Source organism: Streptomyces sp. NPDC048257 (genome assembly GCF_043201855.1).
Classification (GTDB): domain Bacteria; phylum Actinomycetota; class Actinomycetes; order Streptomycetales; family Streptomycetaceae; genus Streptomyces.
The window spans coordinates 1-13412 of sequence record NZ_JBICZI010000007.1 but is presented as its reverse complement, the minus strand read 5'-3'; the positions used below and the strand labels follow the sequence as shown (position 1 = coordinate 13412).

General features: G+C 67.9%; 14 protein-coding genes and 2 pseudogenes. 8 read left to right on the top strand and 8 right to left on the bottom strand.

Features of this window, described 5'->3' with window-relative positions; all coding sequences use genetic code 11:
- Positions 1-18 precede the first annotated feature (18 nt).
- Both ACGFZK_RS16860 and ACGFZK_RS16855 read right to left on the bottom strand, forming a co-directional pair.
- Positions 19-150, bottom strand: a complete 132-nt coding sequence (locus tag ACGFZK_RS16860) for a hypothetical protein (RefSeq protein ID WP_258054030.1) — start codon at positions 148-150, stop codon at positions 19-21.
- A 201-nt stretch (positions 151-351) separates the two neighbouring features.
- Positions 352-579, bottom strand: coding sequence for a hypothetical protein (locus ACGFZK_RS16855; RefSeq protein ID WP_393849631.1), 228 nt, complete (start codon positions 577-579; stop codon positions 352-354).
- A gap of 237 nt (positions 580-816) precedes the next feature.
- Between ACGFZK_RS16855 and ACGFZK_RS16850 the strand changes: the two genes are divergently transcribed.
- On the top strand, positions 817-2100 hold the full coding sequence (locus ACGFZK_RS16850; protein WP_393849630.1) for a helix-turn-helix domain-containing protein: 1284 nt from the start codon (positions 817-819) through the stop codon (positions 2098-2100).
- Here the strand turns inward: ACGFZK_RS16850 and cutA are convergent.
- Positions 2097-2414 carry a divalent-cation tolerance protein CutA gene (cutA, locus tag ACGFZK_RS16845; RefSeq protein WP_390796354.1) on the bottom strand — a complete coding sequence of 106 codons (318 nt, stop codon included), beginning with the start codon at positions 2412-2414 and terminating at the stop codon, positions 2097-2099. The genes ACGFZK_RS16850 and cutA overlap by 4 nt on opposite strands.
- A 523-nt stretch (positions 2415-2937) precedes the next feature.
- On the opposite strand from cutA, the gene ACGFZK_RS16840 reads away from it, so the two are divergent.
- Both ACGFZK_RS16840 and ACGFZK_RS16835 read left to right on the top strand, forming a co-directional pair.
- Complete coding sequence (locus tag ACGFZK_RS16840; RefSeq protein WP_393849629.1) at positions 2938-3549, top strand: hypothetical protein; 612 nt, start codon at positions 2938-2940, stop codon at positions 3547-3549.
- A gap of 7 nt (positions 3550-3556) precedes the next feature.
- Complete coding sequence (locus ACGFZK_RS16835; protein ID WP_393849628.1) at positions 3557-4588, top strand: helix-turn-helix domain-containing protein; 1032 nt, start codon at positions 3557-3559, stop codon at positions 4586-4588.
- Positions 4589-4953: 365 nt separating this feature from the next.
- On the opposite strand, the gene ACGFZK_RS16830 is transcribed toward ACGFZK_RS16835, so the two are convergent.
- The 3 genes from ACGFZK_RS16830 to ACGFZK_RS16820 form a co-directional block, all read right to left on the bottom strand.
- The gene (locus ACGFZK_RS16830) at positions 4954-5412 is read right to left on the bottom strand and encodes a hypothetical protein (RefSeq protein WP_393849627.1); all 459 of its coding nucleotides are present in this window, start codon (positions 5410-5412) and stop codon (positions 4954-4956) included.
- Positions 5409-7514 carry a hypothetical protein gene (locus ACGFZK_RS16825; protein ID WP_393849626.1) on the bottom strand — a complete coding sequence of 702 codons (2106 nt, stop codon included), beginning with the start codon at positions 7512-7514 and terminating at the stop codon, positions 5409-5411. The genes ACGFZK_RS16830 and ACGFZK_RS16825 overlap by 4 nt, the downstream gene beginning before the upstream one ends.
- 961 nt (positions 7515-8475) lie before the next feature.
- Complete coding sequence (locus ACGFZK_RS16820) at positions 8476-8688, bottom strand: hypothetical protein (protein ID WP_393849625.1); 213 nt, start codon at positions 8686-8688, stop codon at positions 8476-8478.
- Between the two features lie 256 nt (positions 8689-8944).
- On the opposite strand from ACGFZK_RS16820, the gene ACGFZK_RS16815 reads away from it, so the two are divergent.
- On the top strand, positions 8945-9955 hold the full coding sequence (locus tag ACGFZK_RS16815; protein WP_393849624.1) for a quinone oxidoreductase family protein: 1011 nt from the start codon (positions 8945-8947) through the stop codon (positions 9953-9955).
- A gap of 283 nt (positions 9956-10238) precedes the next feature.
- On the opposite strand, the gene ACGFZK_RS16810 is transcribed toward ACGFZK_RS16815, so the two are convergent.
- Positions 10239-10676: an NUDIX domain-containing protein gene (locus ACGFZK_RS16810; protein WP_393849623.1), complete on the bottom strand. Its 438-nt coding sequence runs from the start codon at positions 10674-10676 to the stop codon at positions 10239-10241.
- A gap of 30 nt (positions 10677-10706) precedes the next feature.
- Positions 10707-11333 (bottom strand): SDR family NAD(P)-dependent oxidoreductase, encoded by a 627-nt coding sequence (locus ACGFZK_RS16805; RefSeq protein ID WP_393849622.1) that lies wholly within the window; start codon positions 11331-11333, stop codon positions 10707-10709.
- Here ACGFZK_RS16805 and ACGFZK_RS16800 point away from each other — a divergent pair.
- The 4 genes and pseudogenes from ACGFZK_RS16800 to ACGFZK_RS16785 form a co-directional block, all read left to right on the top strand.
- Positions 11308-11445 (top strand): annotated as a pseudogene (locus ACGFZK_RS16800) (sensor histidine kinase); the annotation flags it as partial. The gene ACGFZK_RS16805 and the pseudogene ACGFZK_RS16800 sit on opposite strands and share 26 nt — an antisense overlap.
- A complete protein-coding gene (locus ACGFZK_RS16795) occupies positions 11442-12134 on the top strand; it encodes a response regulator (protein WP_393849621.1) in 693 nt (230 codons plus the stop codon). The pseudogene ACGFZK_RS16800 and the gene ACGFZK_RS16795, both read left to right, overlap by 4 nt.
- Positions 12135-12708: 574 nt before the next feature.
- Positions 12709-12912: a cold-shock protein gene (locus ACGFZK_RS16790; protein WP_386531996.1), complete on the top strand. Its 204-nt coding sequence runs from the start codon at positions 12709-12711 to the stop codon at positions 12910-12912.
- Between the two features lie 310 nt (positions 12913-13222).
- Positions 13223-13412 (top strand): annotated as a pseudogene (locus ACGFZK_RS16785) (ATP-dependent helicase); the annotation flags it as partial.

Genomic DNA, 13412 nt, shown 5'->3' with positions numbered 1-13412 from the left:
GTGGGTCTCCTCGGTCGATCAGGTGTCGTTCATGTCCGACTTGCCACCGGTGTTGTCCGAAGCCTCTTCGGCGCGCGACCGCGCCGCGTTGATCCGGCGGACACCGATCAGCAGGCCGCTGGCCTGCTCGGTGGGAGCGTTCTCGTTCATCCCGTACTCCTTCCTGATCCTTGATGTGGCCCGCAGGGGTTCCTGCGGGAAATCTGGGGGCGGGGATGGTGCTGCGCGTGTACCTGCGGGGTCAGCGCCCCGTATCGCCGGCCAGGGCGAGAGTGACCACCAGGACGCAGGTGGTTGCGATGTAGATCAGGACCGCGAGCTGCTGGCGCCATCCCCGCAGGGCCCTGCGGTTCAGCCCCGCTCCAGGCTGGAGGGGTCCTTGACGATCCACTCCGAACCTCCGCCCTCGGGCCTGGCGAAGACTGCGTTCGCGTAGGAGACACGGGTGGCCGGGTCTTCGTACTCGCCGATGAACTGGACGATTCCCCGCCGGTTCTCCAGCGGGTCGAAGACCGGCGTTCCTTCGCTGACCCAGCCGGGCACGGTCTGAAGCTGGCGCGGACGGATCTGAGGGGCCACGGCTCTCTCCTTGGGCTCGGGCTGGCTCTTCGCTCCGGGGGACGCAGCGGGCCGCAGGTGCGACATGGGGTACGGACTTGCGGCCCGCTGCGAGGGGGAGGCCGCCTTTCCCGGGCGGCTGTGACCAGTCAACTGCCGTACGCGTTTGGATGGATGGGCCAGAAGGCATGGCCATTCCGGGGACATGGCCAGGTTTTATGGCCAGGCTGGGATCAGGGCTCTGCCGACGGTCGGGGGATGGCGATGATGACCACGAACGAGGGCGACGGCGTGGAGCCGATCGGGCCGCTGCTGCGGCGCCTACGCATGGCTGGCGGACGCACACAGGAGGGCCTGGCGGCCGATCTCTCCGCACGGCGGGGGTACCCGCTGGAGCAGGGCGCGGTCTCCAGGTGGGAGACCCACGAGCGGCTCCCGGACCCGGCTTCACGGGCGCTTTTGGCCGCGGAGTTCGGCGTACCGGAGGAGGAGCTCCGCCGGGCCGTCGCTCTCGCCCGGCGCCTGCGCCGACAGGAGCAGAAGGACCAGACCGACCAGGAGAACGAAGTGTTCGACCGCCGCGGATTCATGACGGCTTCGGCCGGCGCCGGGATCGCCGTCATACAACCCTCTTCCCTGCTCTCATCAGGACGGAGGATCGGAGTAGACGTTCCACGGCAGTTGAGCCAGCGCACCGCCCGGCTCCGGCGCCTCGACGACTTCGTGGGCGGTGGCGACACGTACCAGATGTACGTCCGCGAGCTGGCGGCCACGACCCGGCTGGCCGACGAGGGGGTCTACAGCGAGGCGACCGGCAGGGCCCTTCGCGGGATCATCGCCGAACAGGCCCAACTCGCCGGCTGGGCGGCATACGACGCGGGCCAGTACGAGGAGGCCCGCGGGCACTACATGACCGCCTTGGCCGCATCACGCACGGCCGAGGACAGTTCTCTGGAAGGCAACTCGCTGGCCTTCCTCGCGTACCTGGAATGGACCGTGGGCGGCGACTCCGGGATCCGCTTCGCCACGGCAGCGTACGAGGCGCTGGGTTCGGGGACGGCGCCCGTCGTGCGTGCGCTGCTGGCCGACCGACTGGCCTGGCAGCACGCGACCTCCGGGAACGCCCGGGAAGCGGACTACGCCCTGGGCCTCGCCGAGGAGGCGATCCACGAGCCCGGCGACGAGCCGGGCCCCGACTGGGCGTACTGGGTGGACCGCGACGAGATCGCAATCATGACGGGCAGGTGCTGGTCGGAGCTGCACCGGCCCCTGCGGGCGATCCCGGCTCTGGAGGACGCCCTGGGCCGGTACGACGACTCCCGGTCCCGAGACAAGGCGCTCTACCTGTCGTGGCTCGCGGCGGCCTACCTGGACGCCGGCGAGATCGAGCACGCGACCGCGATCACGACCCGGGTGTTCGACCTCTCCGAGGGCCTCGCGTCGGTCCGGCCGATGGTGCGGGCCCGCCTGATGGTCAAGCGACTGGAGCCCCACCGGTCCCTCGCCCCGGTCGGAGCGCTGCTGGAACGGGCCAAGGGTTAGCGGGTGGCCCGCGTGATCCAGTCCAGGTACTCAGCTCGGCCGGCGTCGATGGTGAAGGCGATGACCTCGGGCGAGTCGTAAGGATGGTTGTCCACCAGGTGCTTCTCCAGCGCTTCGCGCCGGTCACCGGCAGTACGGAAGGTCACCTGGAACTCGGTGCCTTCGGAGACCTCTCCGAGGTGCCGGTACGTCGTCTCGATGGGTCCGGTCACCTGCCCGGAAGCGGCCAGATTCGCCTCCACTGCCGAGCGCGACAGCTTCCGCGCGGCGTCCTGATTGTCCACGGTCGTGATCACGATCAAGAAGTCAGCCATGTGGGCAACGTACCTGCCACCGCCATGCACCTGGGAGGGAACGATGTGGTCCGCCGGAACTTCATCGTCGCGTCCGGCGGAGACGCGCCATCCGCACTCGGCCTGCCCTACAGGGACAGCATCACCAGCCGGCCATGACCGCCCTTACCAGCGCCGTCCGCGTCGGCCATGGCGAGGTCGCCGCAGTACGCCGTGTGGTGAAGTTCCTCGGCGACTCGGGCATGGTCCTCTCCCGCCTCGACGACCTAGACGCCGCCGAAGAGCACCTTCACCTCGCCCTGGACATCCACGGCCTCGACTGCCGGACATGCGCGTTCGCCTGCGCCGGTACAGCGGAGTCCCGGAGGCCCAAAAGCTTCGCGAGCGGGCAGCTCGCCGCGCCGCCTGACTCCGCCCTGCATGCCCTGGTCCTGCCTGGCCGCCTATCCCTCGCCTCACCTCCCCCTACGAGCAGACAGACCCCTTCGGTGAATAGTTCGCGGAATAATTGACAGCAGATAGTTAAGTCCGTCAGGATCTCCCTGTGACCGAACCTCTCAGTGCAGTAGAGGCCGAGTTGGTCCTGTCGCCGCATCTCCAGAAGATCGGCGGCTGCATCGAACTCGGATGGCGGCGTTGGCTCGGACTACTGAAGCAGGACAGCGAACTCGGCATCATCATCAGCACTCGTTCACGAGCCAATCTCGTGTACGACTTCATCCGATACGAAGCCGTCAACGCATTCGACGGCTGCGAGGGCGTCAAGGTCGGGGACAGCCGAGGATTCCTCCTCCTGACGTTCGAAGAGAAGATCGTCCTGCGGTTCAAGAAGTTCAGGGATCGCAAGTACCGGACCAGCGGCATACCCACGCAGCAGCGGCGTGAGTACGCCAACCAGGTGCTGCCCGGCATGGAAGCCCTTACCCACCTGGTCGCCGGCTACCTCCCCGACAAGGAGGGGCTCGGCCTGGAACGGATGGCCATAGCGTGCAGTCTCGACGATGACCGGCTCTGGGTTCTGGAGTTGGATCTCGGCCTCGGCGAGACTGGTATTGCGGCGCCTGTCACCCCGATGCCGACGGTCCCCACGCGGGATACGATCGTGCGGCCCAAGCGGCGCGAAATCGCAGATCAGACCGGTACAGAAGAGAGGTAGCCACCCCATGAACCCGCGCCTACTGCAACTCGCGCGGGAGTCTCGTGGCTTGTCCCAGTCCAAGCTGGCTGGACTCGCAGGCATCTCGCAGGCAGCCCTGTCCAAGGCGGAGAACGGCGTCGGAACGCTGACTCCCGAACGTGTGCAAGCGGTGGCGGAAGCCCTCGGCTATCCCAGAGAGCTGCTCGACTGGCCGGATGAGCCGGTCGGGCTGGGTCCGTCTGGCTTCTACCACCGCAAGCAGTCCGGCCTCGGCAAGACGGCGCTCCAGCGCATCGAAGCCGAGGTCAACCTGCTCCTCATGCAGCTCCGCCGACTCGAGGCGAGCGTGGATATCGAGCCGATCTACCGGCTCCCCGTCCTCGACGCCGACGAGCACACCCCGGAACGGGCCGCAGCAAAGATCCGAGCGAGCTGGCACCTGCCCGACGGCCCCGTGCACGATGTGATCCGGACAGTCGAGAGGGCCGGCATCGTCGTAGTCCGACGCAACCTGGAGTCCCCCAAGATCTCCGGCCTCAGCGTCCGACCGCCGAACAGCCTGCCCTTGATCATCCTGAACGAAGGCATGCCGCCGGCGCGGGAGCGGTTCACCGTCTTCCACGAGCTGGGGCACCTTGTGATGCACCAACTACCGAGCGACAACGGCGAGCGGGAAGCGGACGTATTCGCCTCTGAGCTGCTGATGCCAGGCCCTCTCATCGGCCCCCACCTTTCCGGCCTAACGCTCCAGCGGGCAATCCAGCTGAAGCAGCACTGGAAGGCATCCATGGCTGCAGTGATCCAGGCCGCAAAGCGCCTGGACCGCATCGACGAGAGCCGGTACAAAAGTCTGCAGGTCCAGCTGTCACAGCACGGCTACCGCAGGAACGAGCCCGCTGAGCCCGACCGCGAGGAACCGAGCATCCTGACCAGCATCCTGGAAACACATCGATCGGATCATGGGTACTCGGACAAGGAACTAGCCACCGTGGTCGGACTCCAGCTCCGAGAGTTCCGGTCCGAGTACGGGAGCACCTTGACGCTCCACGCGGTCTGATCCGACAGTGTCATCAACCGCAGCACGTCACAGTGCCGTGCCCGATCCCACTGATCCGGTCGCGGCACCTCGACGTGTGGACTGGTCAGCTGACAGTCTCGGCCGTGTGCAGGGACCCGACAGTGCAATGCAGGACGCCGAGGACGAATCTGAAGCGCTCTGCGTCGGCCCACCGCTGGACAGCGCCGACGTTCAACGCCAGCATCTCCGCGGCGTGACCCATGATGAGGGACTCCTTGGGCCCACCTAGTAATGAGTGACGCCGGCTTCCGGGCCCAGTGATCTTCGCCCGACCTTGGTACCCGGCGGGTCGACCGAGCATGGGCCCGGGGCTTGAGGCAGCCCCGGGCCCACACCCGACGAAGTCAACTCACTTGCTGCCGGCCGACGAGAGTGAGCCAGTTGGTGGACGGCGGCCAGGTGCGCTGCGGCATCCGGGTACGCAGGTCCAACGCATCGGCGGCCCAGCCTTCGGCCGCCTCCAAGGCGGGACGGGAGATCTGGTCGTAGGCGGGAGCGACCCAGACCCGGTGGAAGACGGCGCGCTTCCACGGTTCGACCAGGTGCGTCCTAATCCGCCCGGTCACGCCCTGGTCGCCGGCCGCCATGCCGAGCCAGACGATGCGACCCTTCAGGTCGACCACGATGTAGAGGCCCGGGGAGAACGCCTCGACGGTGTCAACCTGCGACCAGTACGGGTCGCTGCTGCTATAGCCACCCAGGGCGCGGGCGAGAAGCGGGACGTACGCCGGCAGGAGGACCGGGCCTGGCGGCGGCGGTGTGGGGTCCTGCGGTGTACGCGCCTCCGGCAGGATGCCGCTCACTCACCCTCCCCCGTCCCAAAGGCGAAGTTGTCGATGCCGCCGGTCGTCGCGTCGGCATCGGCCGGCCGGTAGCGCAGCTTCCCCAGGTGCTTGCCGGCCTTCTCCACGATGGAATCCAGCTTGTCGAGTTCGTCCTGCCAGCCCTCCCGCTCGTCGGCGGTCATCTCCCTGCCAGGTCCCACCAGGGAGTGCATCGCCTCGAAGTGCTTGGCGAGGAGGGTCAGGGCCTTCTTCCCGGCACCTACCAGACCGGTGGTGTCCTTGAGCTTCTCCGTCCACTGCTCGCTGAGGGAGAGGTCGGACGACGTGCCCGCCCCGCCGCCCGAGTCGTCGCTCTCCACCGGCCAGTGGCTGGTGAACCACTCCGAGTCGGCCGGCTTGGCCGCGTTGGTGGTGACGACGGCCCCGTCGGACACTCGGCGGAGACGGCCAGGCGACGCCCCCGGCCGGGGCGGAGCCTCACGGCCGGCGCGGAGCTGCATCACCTCGGCGAAGGCGGCGATCGCCTCGATGAACAGCCGGACCCCGTCGTCGGTAATCCGGGCTGCCGCAAGCTTGGTGGACACCGCCCGGCGGTCAACGGTCGAGCCGTACGAGCCGAGCAGCACCTTGCCGTTGACCAGACCGGGAACCGCCAGGTGCGCCAGCTCGGTGCGGGCGGCGTCTCGGCCGTCGCTCGCCACAGCGTCCCTCGCCGCGGCGAAGAGCTCGGCGGCGGAGAGCCCAGTGGTGACAATGCCGTTGCGCACCACCTTCTGGTGGGGCGTGTCCATGGCGGCTGCGGGAAGGTCGACACCGCCGACGGCGGCGGTGAGCATCGCGCTGCGGATCTCGCCCCTATTCGCCGCGTGCTTGGCCGTCAGCTGCGACGGTGACGGCTCGACCAGGACCTTCGTGGTCCTGCGCAGGCTGGGGATGTCGCTCGGGAAGACCACCCGGTCGACCAGTCGGACGAGCTCGATGGCTGCCTCGCACGGGTCGTCGTGCAGCTCTGCGGCCGGAGTCGCGCCGGTGAGGACCGCGTGCTCCACCTCCGTGATCGCATTGTCGGCGAAAGCGCGGTCGACCAGCTTCCGTCCTGAGGCCATGGCCTGGTTACTGCCGGAGAAATCGAGCGGGCCGTGCAGGTGGGTGCGCAGGTTGGTCGATGCCAGTGCCGCATCGAAGTCCGGGCGGGTGCCCTCGGCCGGCACGTAGCCGATGACGAAGGCCGCGTCGGTGACCGCGACCTGCAGCGCGGCGGCCGCCAGTTCCGCCCAGCGGCGGTCCTCCAGGGCCTCCTTGGCCTTCTCTGGGTCGTCCTCCGGGATCTCGATGTCCTCAGGGTCGATGTCGGCGAACTTGTTGAGCTGGGCGGTGTAACGGTCCCGCCAGTCGGCCGGGTTACGCCAGCGCTGGCCGGCGGGTCCACCGAGAGCCTGCTGGGGCAGGCCGAGCAGGCCAACTGCGGGCTGGAGTCCGAACAGGTCGTGGCGGTGCCGGGTGCGGTTTGACCCGGCCGTGGCCCCGGTGGTGCACCACGCCTCGCCACCGACGCGGTAGCTCACGATGTGGTAGGTGGCCCGCTCGGACTGACCCGAGACCGACAGGTCGGCCTTCAGGTCGTACTTCCTGGCCTTCTCCGCTGCACTCAACCTGCCTTCAATGAAGGTCAGGTGCTCTAGCAGCGGCTTCTCGGACTCGAACTCAACCTCCAGCGCCGCCTGCTGACCGCCGCCTGGCGCCTTGACCGGGACTACCCTCGGGGTAGGCACCGTGGCGCTCTGGGCCACGTCGAAGGCGAAGCGGATGTTGAACTGGTTGATCGCACTGGCCAGGCCGGGCTGCTTGACCCTCAGCTCGTAGAGGGTGCCGTGCTCAGTGTCCACCGTGCGCACGGCCGAGTCCTTGAAGCCGGTGACGACAACGCCGGTGCTCTTGCTGCCGCTCGTCGCGATCAGGGGCTTGAGGTTGATGGCATCGATGGCCATGCGCTCCAGGGCGCTGCGGTCGAGGTTGCACCGGGGGTCGGCCAGGCCAGCCTCGACGAACTGGAGCCGGTACTCAGGATCGTCGAGGTAGGGGAAGGGCCCGGACGGGCGGTTGGGACGACGCGGCGACATACCGCACCTCTGCTTTCGTGCACCGGGGACGGCGGGCTCTCGCCGCAGCCCCTGAACGGATGGGGACGCGAAGTGGGTCCGCCTCCGTGTGTGCAGAGGACGGTGCCGCCGCCGTACCGCCTCCCCGCTACTGCGGGGCACTGGGCCGTTGCGACCACCTTGACAGATCACCATCGCCCGACCACCGCTGGCTCCTCAGGGGAACCGCCGCATTGGCCACCCCGGACCGGGTTGGTCCATTAAGGGCTGGCGCAGATCACCGACATCGATGCGCTCCAGTGCCCAATATAGCTCGCACTAGCCATAATTGTCTGTCCGTCAGATACAGGAGTGCCCGATCCGCAGGCCATGGTCATCGACGAGAAAGCGGCCTCGGGTGCGGACACCACGCACCCGACTACTGGGATACGGGTTTTCGTCTCCCCCGGGGAGACGCTGACGTCGAACCCGTCCTTCCGATTCGCGACGACAGCAGGCAGATCAACCCGGGCCTGACCATGAAAGTCGCCCCTTGCGCCCACCTGACCGCTTGCGAGTGCAACCCCCCCTAGGCTGGTGACCTACCGGCAACGGCACCACACTGACGATCCGGGCGACTCCCACCCCTACGGGGGGCTCAACGCAAGGGACGTGCCCCAAGCGTGCCCTTAAGGACGGTCAGGAGCGGTCACAACCGGTTCAAGATGGGGTCCAGAAAGTCACCCCGCAGAGCCTATCTGTGCAGGTCATAGCGCATGTGAGCGCGCCCTGGGCAGTAGATTCCCAAGCTTATAGCGCGGGTTCGATTCCCGTCATCCGCTCCATAGCAAAGCCCCAGGTCAGCGACCTGGGGCTTTGTCGTTGTCTAGACCTCTCAGAGCCCGCGTGCCGTTCGCGTGCCATAAGTCCCCTCACGGGGCGTCAGATTGATCGCTGACCCACCACGGCTCGCGACAGGACGCCTACGTCGCACGCTGGGGCGTCACCTCCTCCGAGCGGCCCCACCGGGACCCGGAAATCGTGGCACCAGCGTGTGGACGGTGGCTGCCATGCTTCCGCCCGCCTGCCGGTCCGGTTGCGTGCGCTGGCGGCGGACGTCGGCGTCGATGTTGTCGGCGAGCGTGCGCTGGTGCGCCTTGGTGGAGTGCTGATAGATCAGCTGGGCGCGCTCGGACGACTGTCCCGCGCGGACCATGAGGTCCGGACTTTCCGTCGCCCAGCTGGCTCATGAACTGGCCTGGACGAGCAAGAGGGTGCGGGACCTGCTGGGCGTCCAGGAACAGAGGCCGGTGCTCCGGCTGGTCCAGTAGCGGTCGCCGCTCGACCTCGGAAGCCGCGGGCTAGGTGTATTGCCTCGTTAGGTTGGGGACGCGGCTTGCGGGTGGTTTGCCTGCCGGGAATCGGATCGCCATCAACGGGGTTGGTGGGGGATGAGCCGTTATTGGAGGGCCATGCGAGCGATTCAGGTGTACGAAGTGGGCGGTCCCGAGGTGCTGCAGGAGGCCGAGGTGGACCAGCCGCGGCCGGGTCCGGGCGAGGCGATCGTGGAGGTCGCCGCATCCGGGGTCAACTTCCTCGACGTCTACCACCGCGAGGGCCGGTACAGCCTCCCGCTGCCCTTCACCCCGGGCGCTGAGGGCGCCGGCACGGTCGTCGAAGTTGGACCCGGCGTCGCTGACGTCGCAGTCGGGGACCGGGTCGGTTGGGTGGAGATTCCCGGCACGTACGCCGAGCGGGCCGTCGTGGACTCCTCCCGGCTGGTGCCGCTGCCCGACGATATCGACTTCGAGGCCGCCGCCGCCGTGCTCCTGCAAGGTATGACCGCGCACTATCTCGTCAAGGACGCCTACCCGGTTCAGGGGGGCGACACGGTGCTCGTGCATGCGGCTGCTGGTGGCATGGGGCTGCTTTTGACCCAGCTCATCACCCATCTCGGCGGCAGGGTGATCGGCACGACGTCGACCACGGCGAAGGCCGAGCTGGCGAAGCGTGCCGGGGCCGCTGAGGTCATCCTTTCCTCCGCAGTCGACGATCTCGCAGCCGAGGTGAGGCGGCTCAACGGCGGTCAGGGACTGCCGGTTGTCTTCGACGGCGTCGGCGCGCACACCTTCGATGCGAGCCTCGCCAGCCTGCGAACCCGCGGCCATCTCGTGCTCTTCGGCGCGGCAAGTGGTGCCGTGCCGCCGTTTGATCCGATTCGGCTCGCCCACGGCGGTTCGCTGACCCTGATCCGGCCCAGCCTCGGGGACTTCATCGCCGATCGGTCCGAACTGCTCCGACGGGCCGCCGATGTGTTCGAGTGGGTGCGCTCCAAGGCGCTTGAGGTCACCGTAACGGGCCGCTACGCATTGTCCGAGGCCGCCCAGGCCCACAGCGATCTGGAGGCTCGGCGTACCACCGGCAAGCTGCTCGTCGTACCCGATGCGGCCGCTATTGGACGCCGCGAGGAGACGCAGAGCTGATCGCGGGTGACGAGGTCGGGGATCTTGGAGACTGAGATGTCGAGGGCATGGCCGACCGTCATCGCCAAGATCCCCGACAGCGTCAGGCACTCAGCAGGCCAAGATCAAGTTCAGGCGGGTTTCTGGCGCATCTGGGTCACACCCCTTCAAGATCCCTCAGCCGAGACCTGGCTCACCCGTCCACAACCTCCCGGGACAGAACAGGCCGCGCAACGCACGGGCATGCCGCCAGGGCCGGCTCATCTCAGTGCCGGCCCCAGCGATGTGTTGACGTGTCGAGGGATCAGCGCGTTGCCTCGTCTCCGAGGCTTCCGGAGCTGATGGCGCCCCGCAGGACATGAGCGATCTCCTCGGGCTTGAGGTCGATGCTGTCGACCCCCTCCACAGTCAGCGGGATCTCCTCCAAGGCGTATTCGCCGCGTCCGTCGGCACTGAACTCGGGGCCGGTGCGGTCCTCGAAGGACCACGTCGTGATGCGGGCGAGGTAGAAGAGCTGACGCTCGGTGTCGGACTCCATCGTGTGCAGGAGTCGGACGATGTCGGCCTTCCCCGCGATCTCCTCGTGGATCTCCCGGTGAAGGGCTGCCTCCCAGGACTCGTCGCTCTCCTCGACCCCGCCGCCGGGCAGCACCCAGTACAGGGGGATTCCGGGCTTGGTGCGGCGGATGACCAGCATCGTGTCGTCCGCGGTGACGAGGACGGCTCGGACTCGTTCGATCATTTCGCTCTGTCTCCTTGCTTGTTGACTGTCTCAGTGCAGCAGCCAGCCGCCGTCGACGTGGACGGATTGCCCAGTGATGAACGATGCGGACGGGCCGACGGGGAACGCCACCAGGGCTGCCACGCCTTCGGGTCGTCCGCGTCGCGGGACGCACTGACGGTTGATCTGGTCTTCCGGGCGGGCCCGGTGGTGGGCCGGGATGGCGGTTTCGGCTTGCACCTCGATGGCGCCGGGCAGGACGGTGTTGACGCAGATGCCGTACGGGCCGAGTTCGCGGGCCAGGGAACGGGTCAGGCCCAGGAGGCCGGCCTTGGCGGTGCTGTAGGCGACGAGGTTGGTGCGGCCGGCGCGGGCGTTGACGCTGCCGATGTTCACGATCCGGCCCCAGCGGCGTTCGATCATGCCGGGGGTCAGGGCGTGGCAAGTGCGGTAATGGGCGGTGAGGTTCACGTCGAGGGAGTAGTTCCAGGCGGCTTCGTCGGTGTGCTGCCAGGGGACCCGGGGGTAGGAGCCGACGTTGTTGACGAGGATGTCGACGGGGCCGATCTCTCCTCGCCTCCTTCGAACGCGACGGCAGCCCCGGCATCGCCGTGAATGCCGACCTGACCGACCCAGCGGCGACCGCGGACTGCCCCGCGGGCACGGCCTGGTCGGCATGCGGGAGCGGGCGATGGTGCACGGCGGGACGTTCAGCGCGGGCCCTCGCCCCGAGGGGGGCTTCGCGGTCTCCGCCCGCCTGCCGCAGGACGGCACGAGGAGGAAGGAGTGACCGTCACGACCCGCGTACTCATCGTCGACGACCGGGTGTTGCTCCGGGGCTCGTTCCGGATCCTCGTCGACAACGAGCCCGGTCTCACCGCCGTCGGAGAGGCGGGCGACGGGGCCGAAGCCGTGGAACTGGCCCGCCTGCACCGACCGGACGTGGTCCTGATGGACGTCAGGATGCCCATCATGGACGGCATCGAGGCGACCCGACAGATCTGCGGCTCCCCGGAGACCGCGGGAGTACGGGTACTGATCCTGACCACGTTCGACCTCGATGAGTACGTCTACGCGGCCCTACGGGCCGGTGCGGCGGGCTTCCTCCTCAAGGACGCCCCGCCGGCGGAGGTGCTGGCCGCGATCCGGGTCGTCGCCACGGGCGACTCCCTGCTGGCTCCGTCGGTGACCCGCCGCCTGATCGAGGACTTCACCCGCCGCCCCGACCCGGCCCCCGGCCGGGGCCCGGTCCCGCTGACGGGGGTGACGGAGCGGGAGCGCGAGGTCCTCGAGCTGATCGCGCGGGGCCTGTCGAACAACGAGATCACGGCGCGTCTGCACCTGAGCATGGGCACGGTGAAGACCCACATCGGCCGTCTCCTGGCCAAACTGGCCGCCCGCGACCGCGCCCAGCTGGTGATCGCGGCGTACGAGTCCGGAGTCGTGTCGGCCTCCGACGGCGGCCTGGGAGCGCGCTGAGAAACGGCCCTGCCCCAGGACAGGTACCGGGATGCTGCCCTTGAACATCACCGGGCGGGCAGGACCAGAACACTGCGGTCCACCGTGCAAGCCGGCCCGTGCCCCATCCGCGCCCTTCCGAGTGGTGAACAGCGGTCATCACGGGTGCGGGCAGCTCCTCACAGAAGGCCGTTTGGCGGGCCATTTGCACAGGTCAGACCCCATACGAGCGCCTTGCGCGCCATAGATTCCCAAGCTTCTAGCGCGGGTTCGATTCCCGGGGAGCCGAGATACTGACGAAACGCTGCACTCGGGGTGAATCAATATCTGTCCCGGCGGTCTGAGGCTTTAATGAACCTGGCAGGAAGAGTTTTGACCGCACCGCACGGGGTGGAAATATTCAACGTACGCAGGCCACATCAGCATGCTACTGTCGATCTCGGTTGCAGTTGTGGTACCCAAAAACTTCAAGCGTCTCCGGGCCATAGGGAAGCGCTTCATATTTCCCGGGCAATTTTCCGGGCGGGGCATCATCGCGGCGACACGGCATCTGCACAGTGCGGACGCTGGTGTACTGCCCCGAAGGAGATATGACATGACTGTCGGCACCGTCAAGTGGTTCAACGCGGCAAAGGGTTTCGGCTTCATCGAGCAGGACGGTGGCGGCGACGACGTCTTCGCCCACTTCTCGAACATCGCCGCCCAGGGCTTCCGTGAGCTGATCGAGGGCCAGAAGGTCACCTTCGACATCGCGCAGGGCCAGAAGGGCCCGACGGCCGAGAACATCGTTCCCGCCTGACGCCGACGCGCGTCTTGCAGCTGGGGCCCGCATCCCTCGGGGTGCGGGCCCCAGCTGCACGCATTTCCCCCGGTGCGTTCACCTGGGGGACGAAGCACGGAGGGACGCAGCCTCCTCAAGCGCTGCACCCGAATACATTTTCCGGATTTTGCGTCGGTACGACGCTCCCCATTCCAGCGCCTGCGCACCTGCATTTTCCCTGCAGGCCAGCTCCGCTTTCGTATTCCATTCGGCCCGTTCTTGCGGTTCCCTGCGCTGCTCTTCTGCTGCGGGAATTCCTTGGTACGTGCCGTATCAAGGAAGGTCCTGAATGAACCCCACCCGTACGAACGACCGCTCCGCCCGCACCCGCAGCCGCACCGGCGGCCCCGCTTTCGGCTCCCGCGCCGGCTCGGAGCGGGGCGGCCGCTTCGGCTCGCCCGCCCCCAGCCGTTCCAGTGGTCCGAGCCGCTCGGGCGGTTACGGTCGCCGGCCCGCCGCGGTCCAGGGTGAGTTCGCCC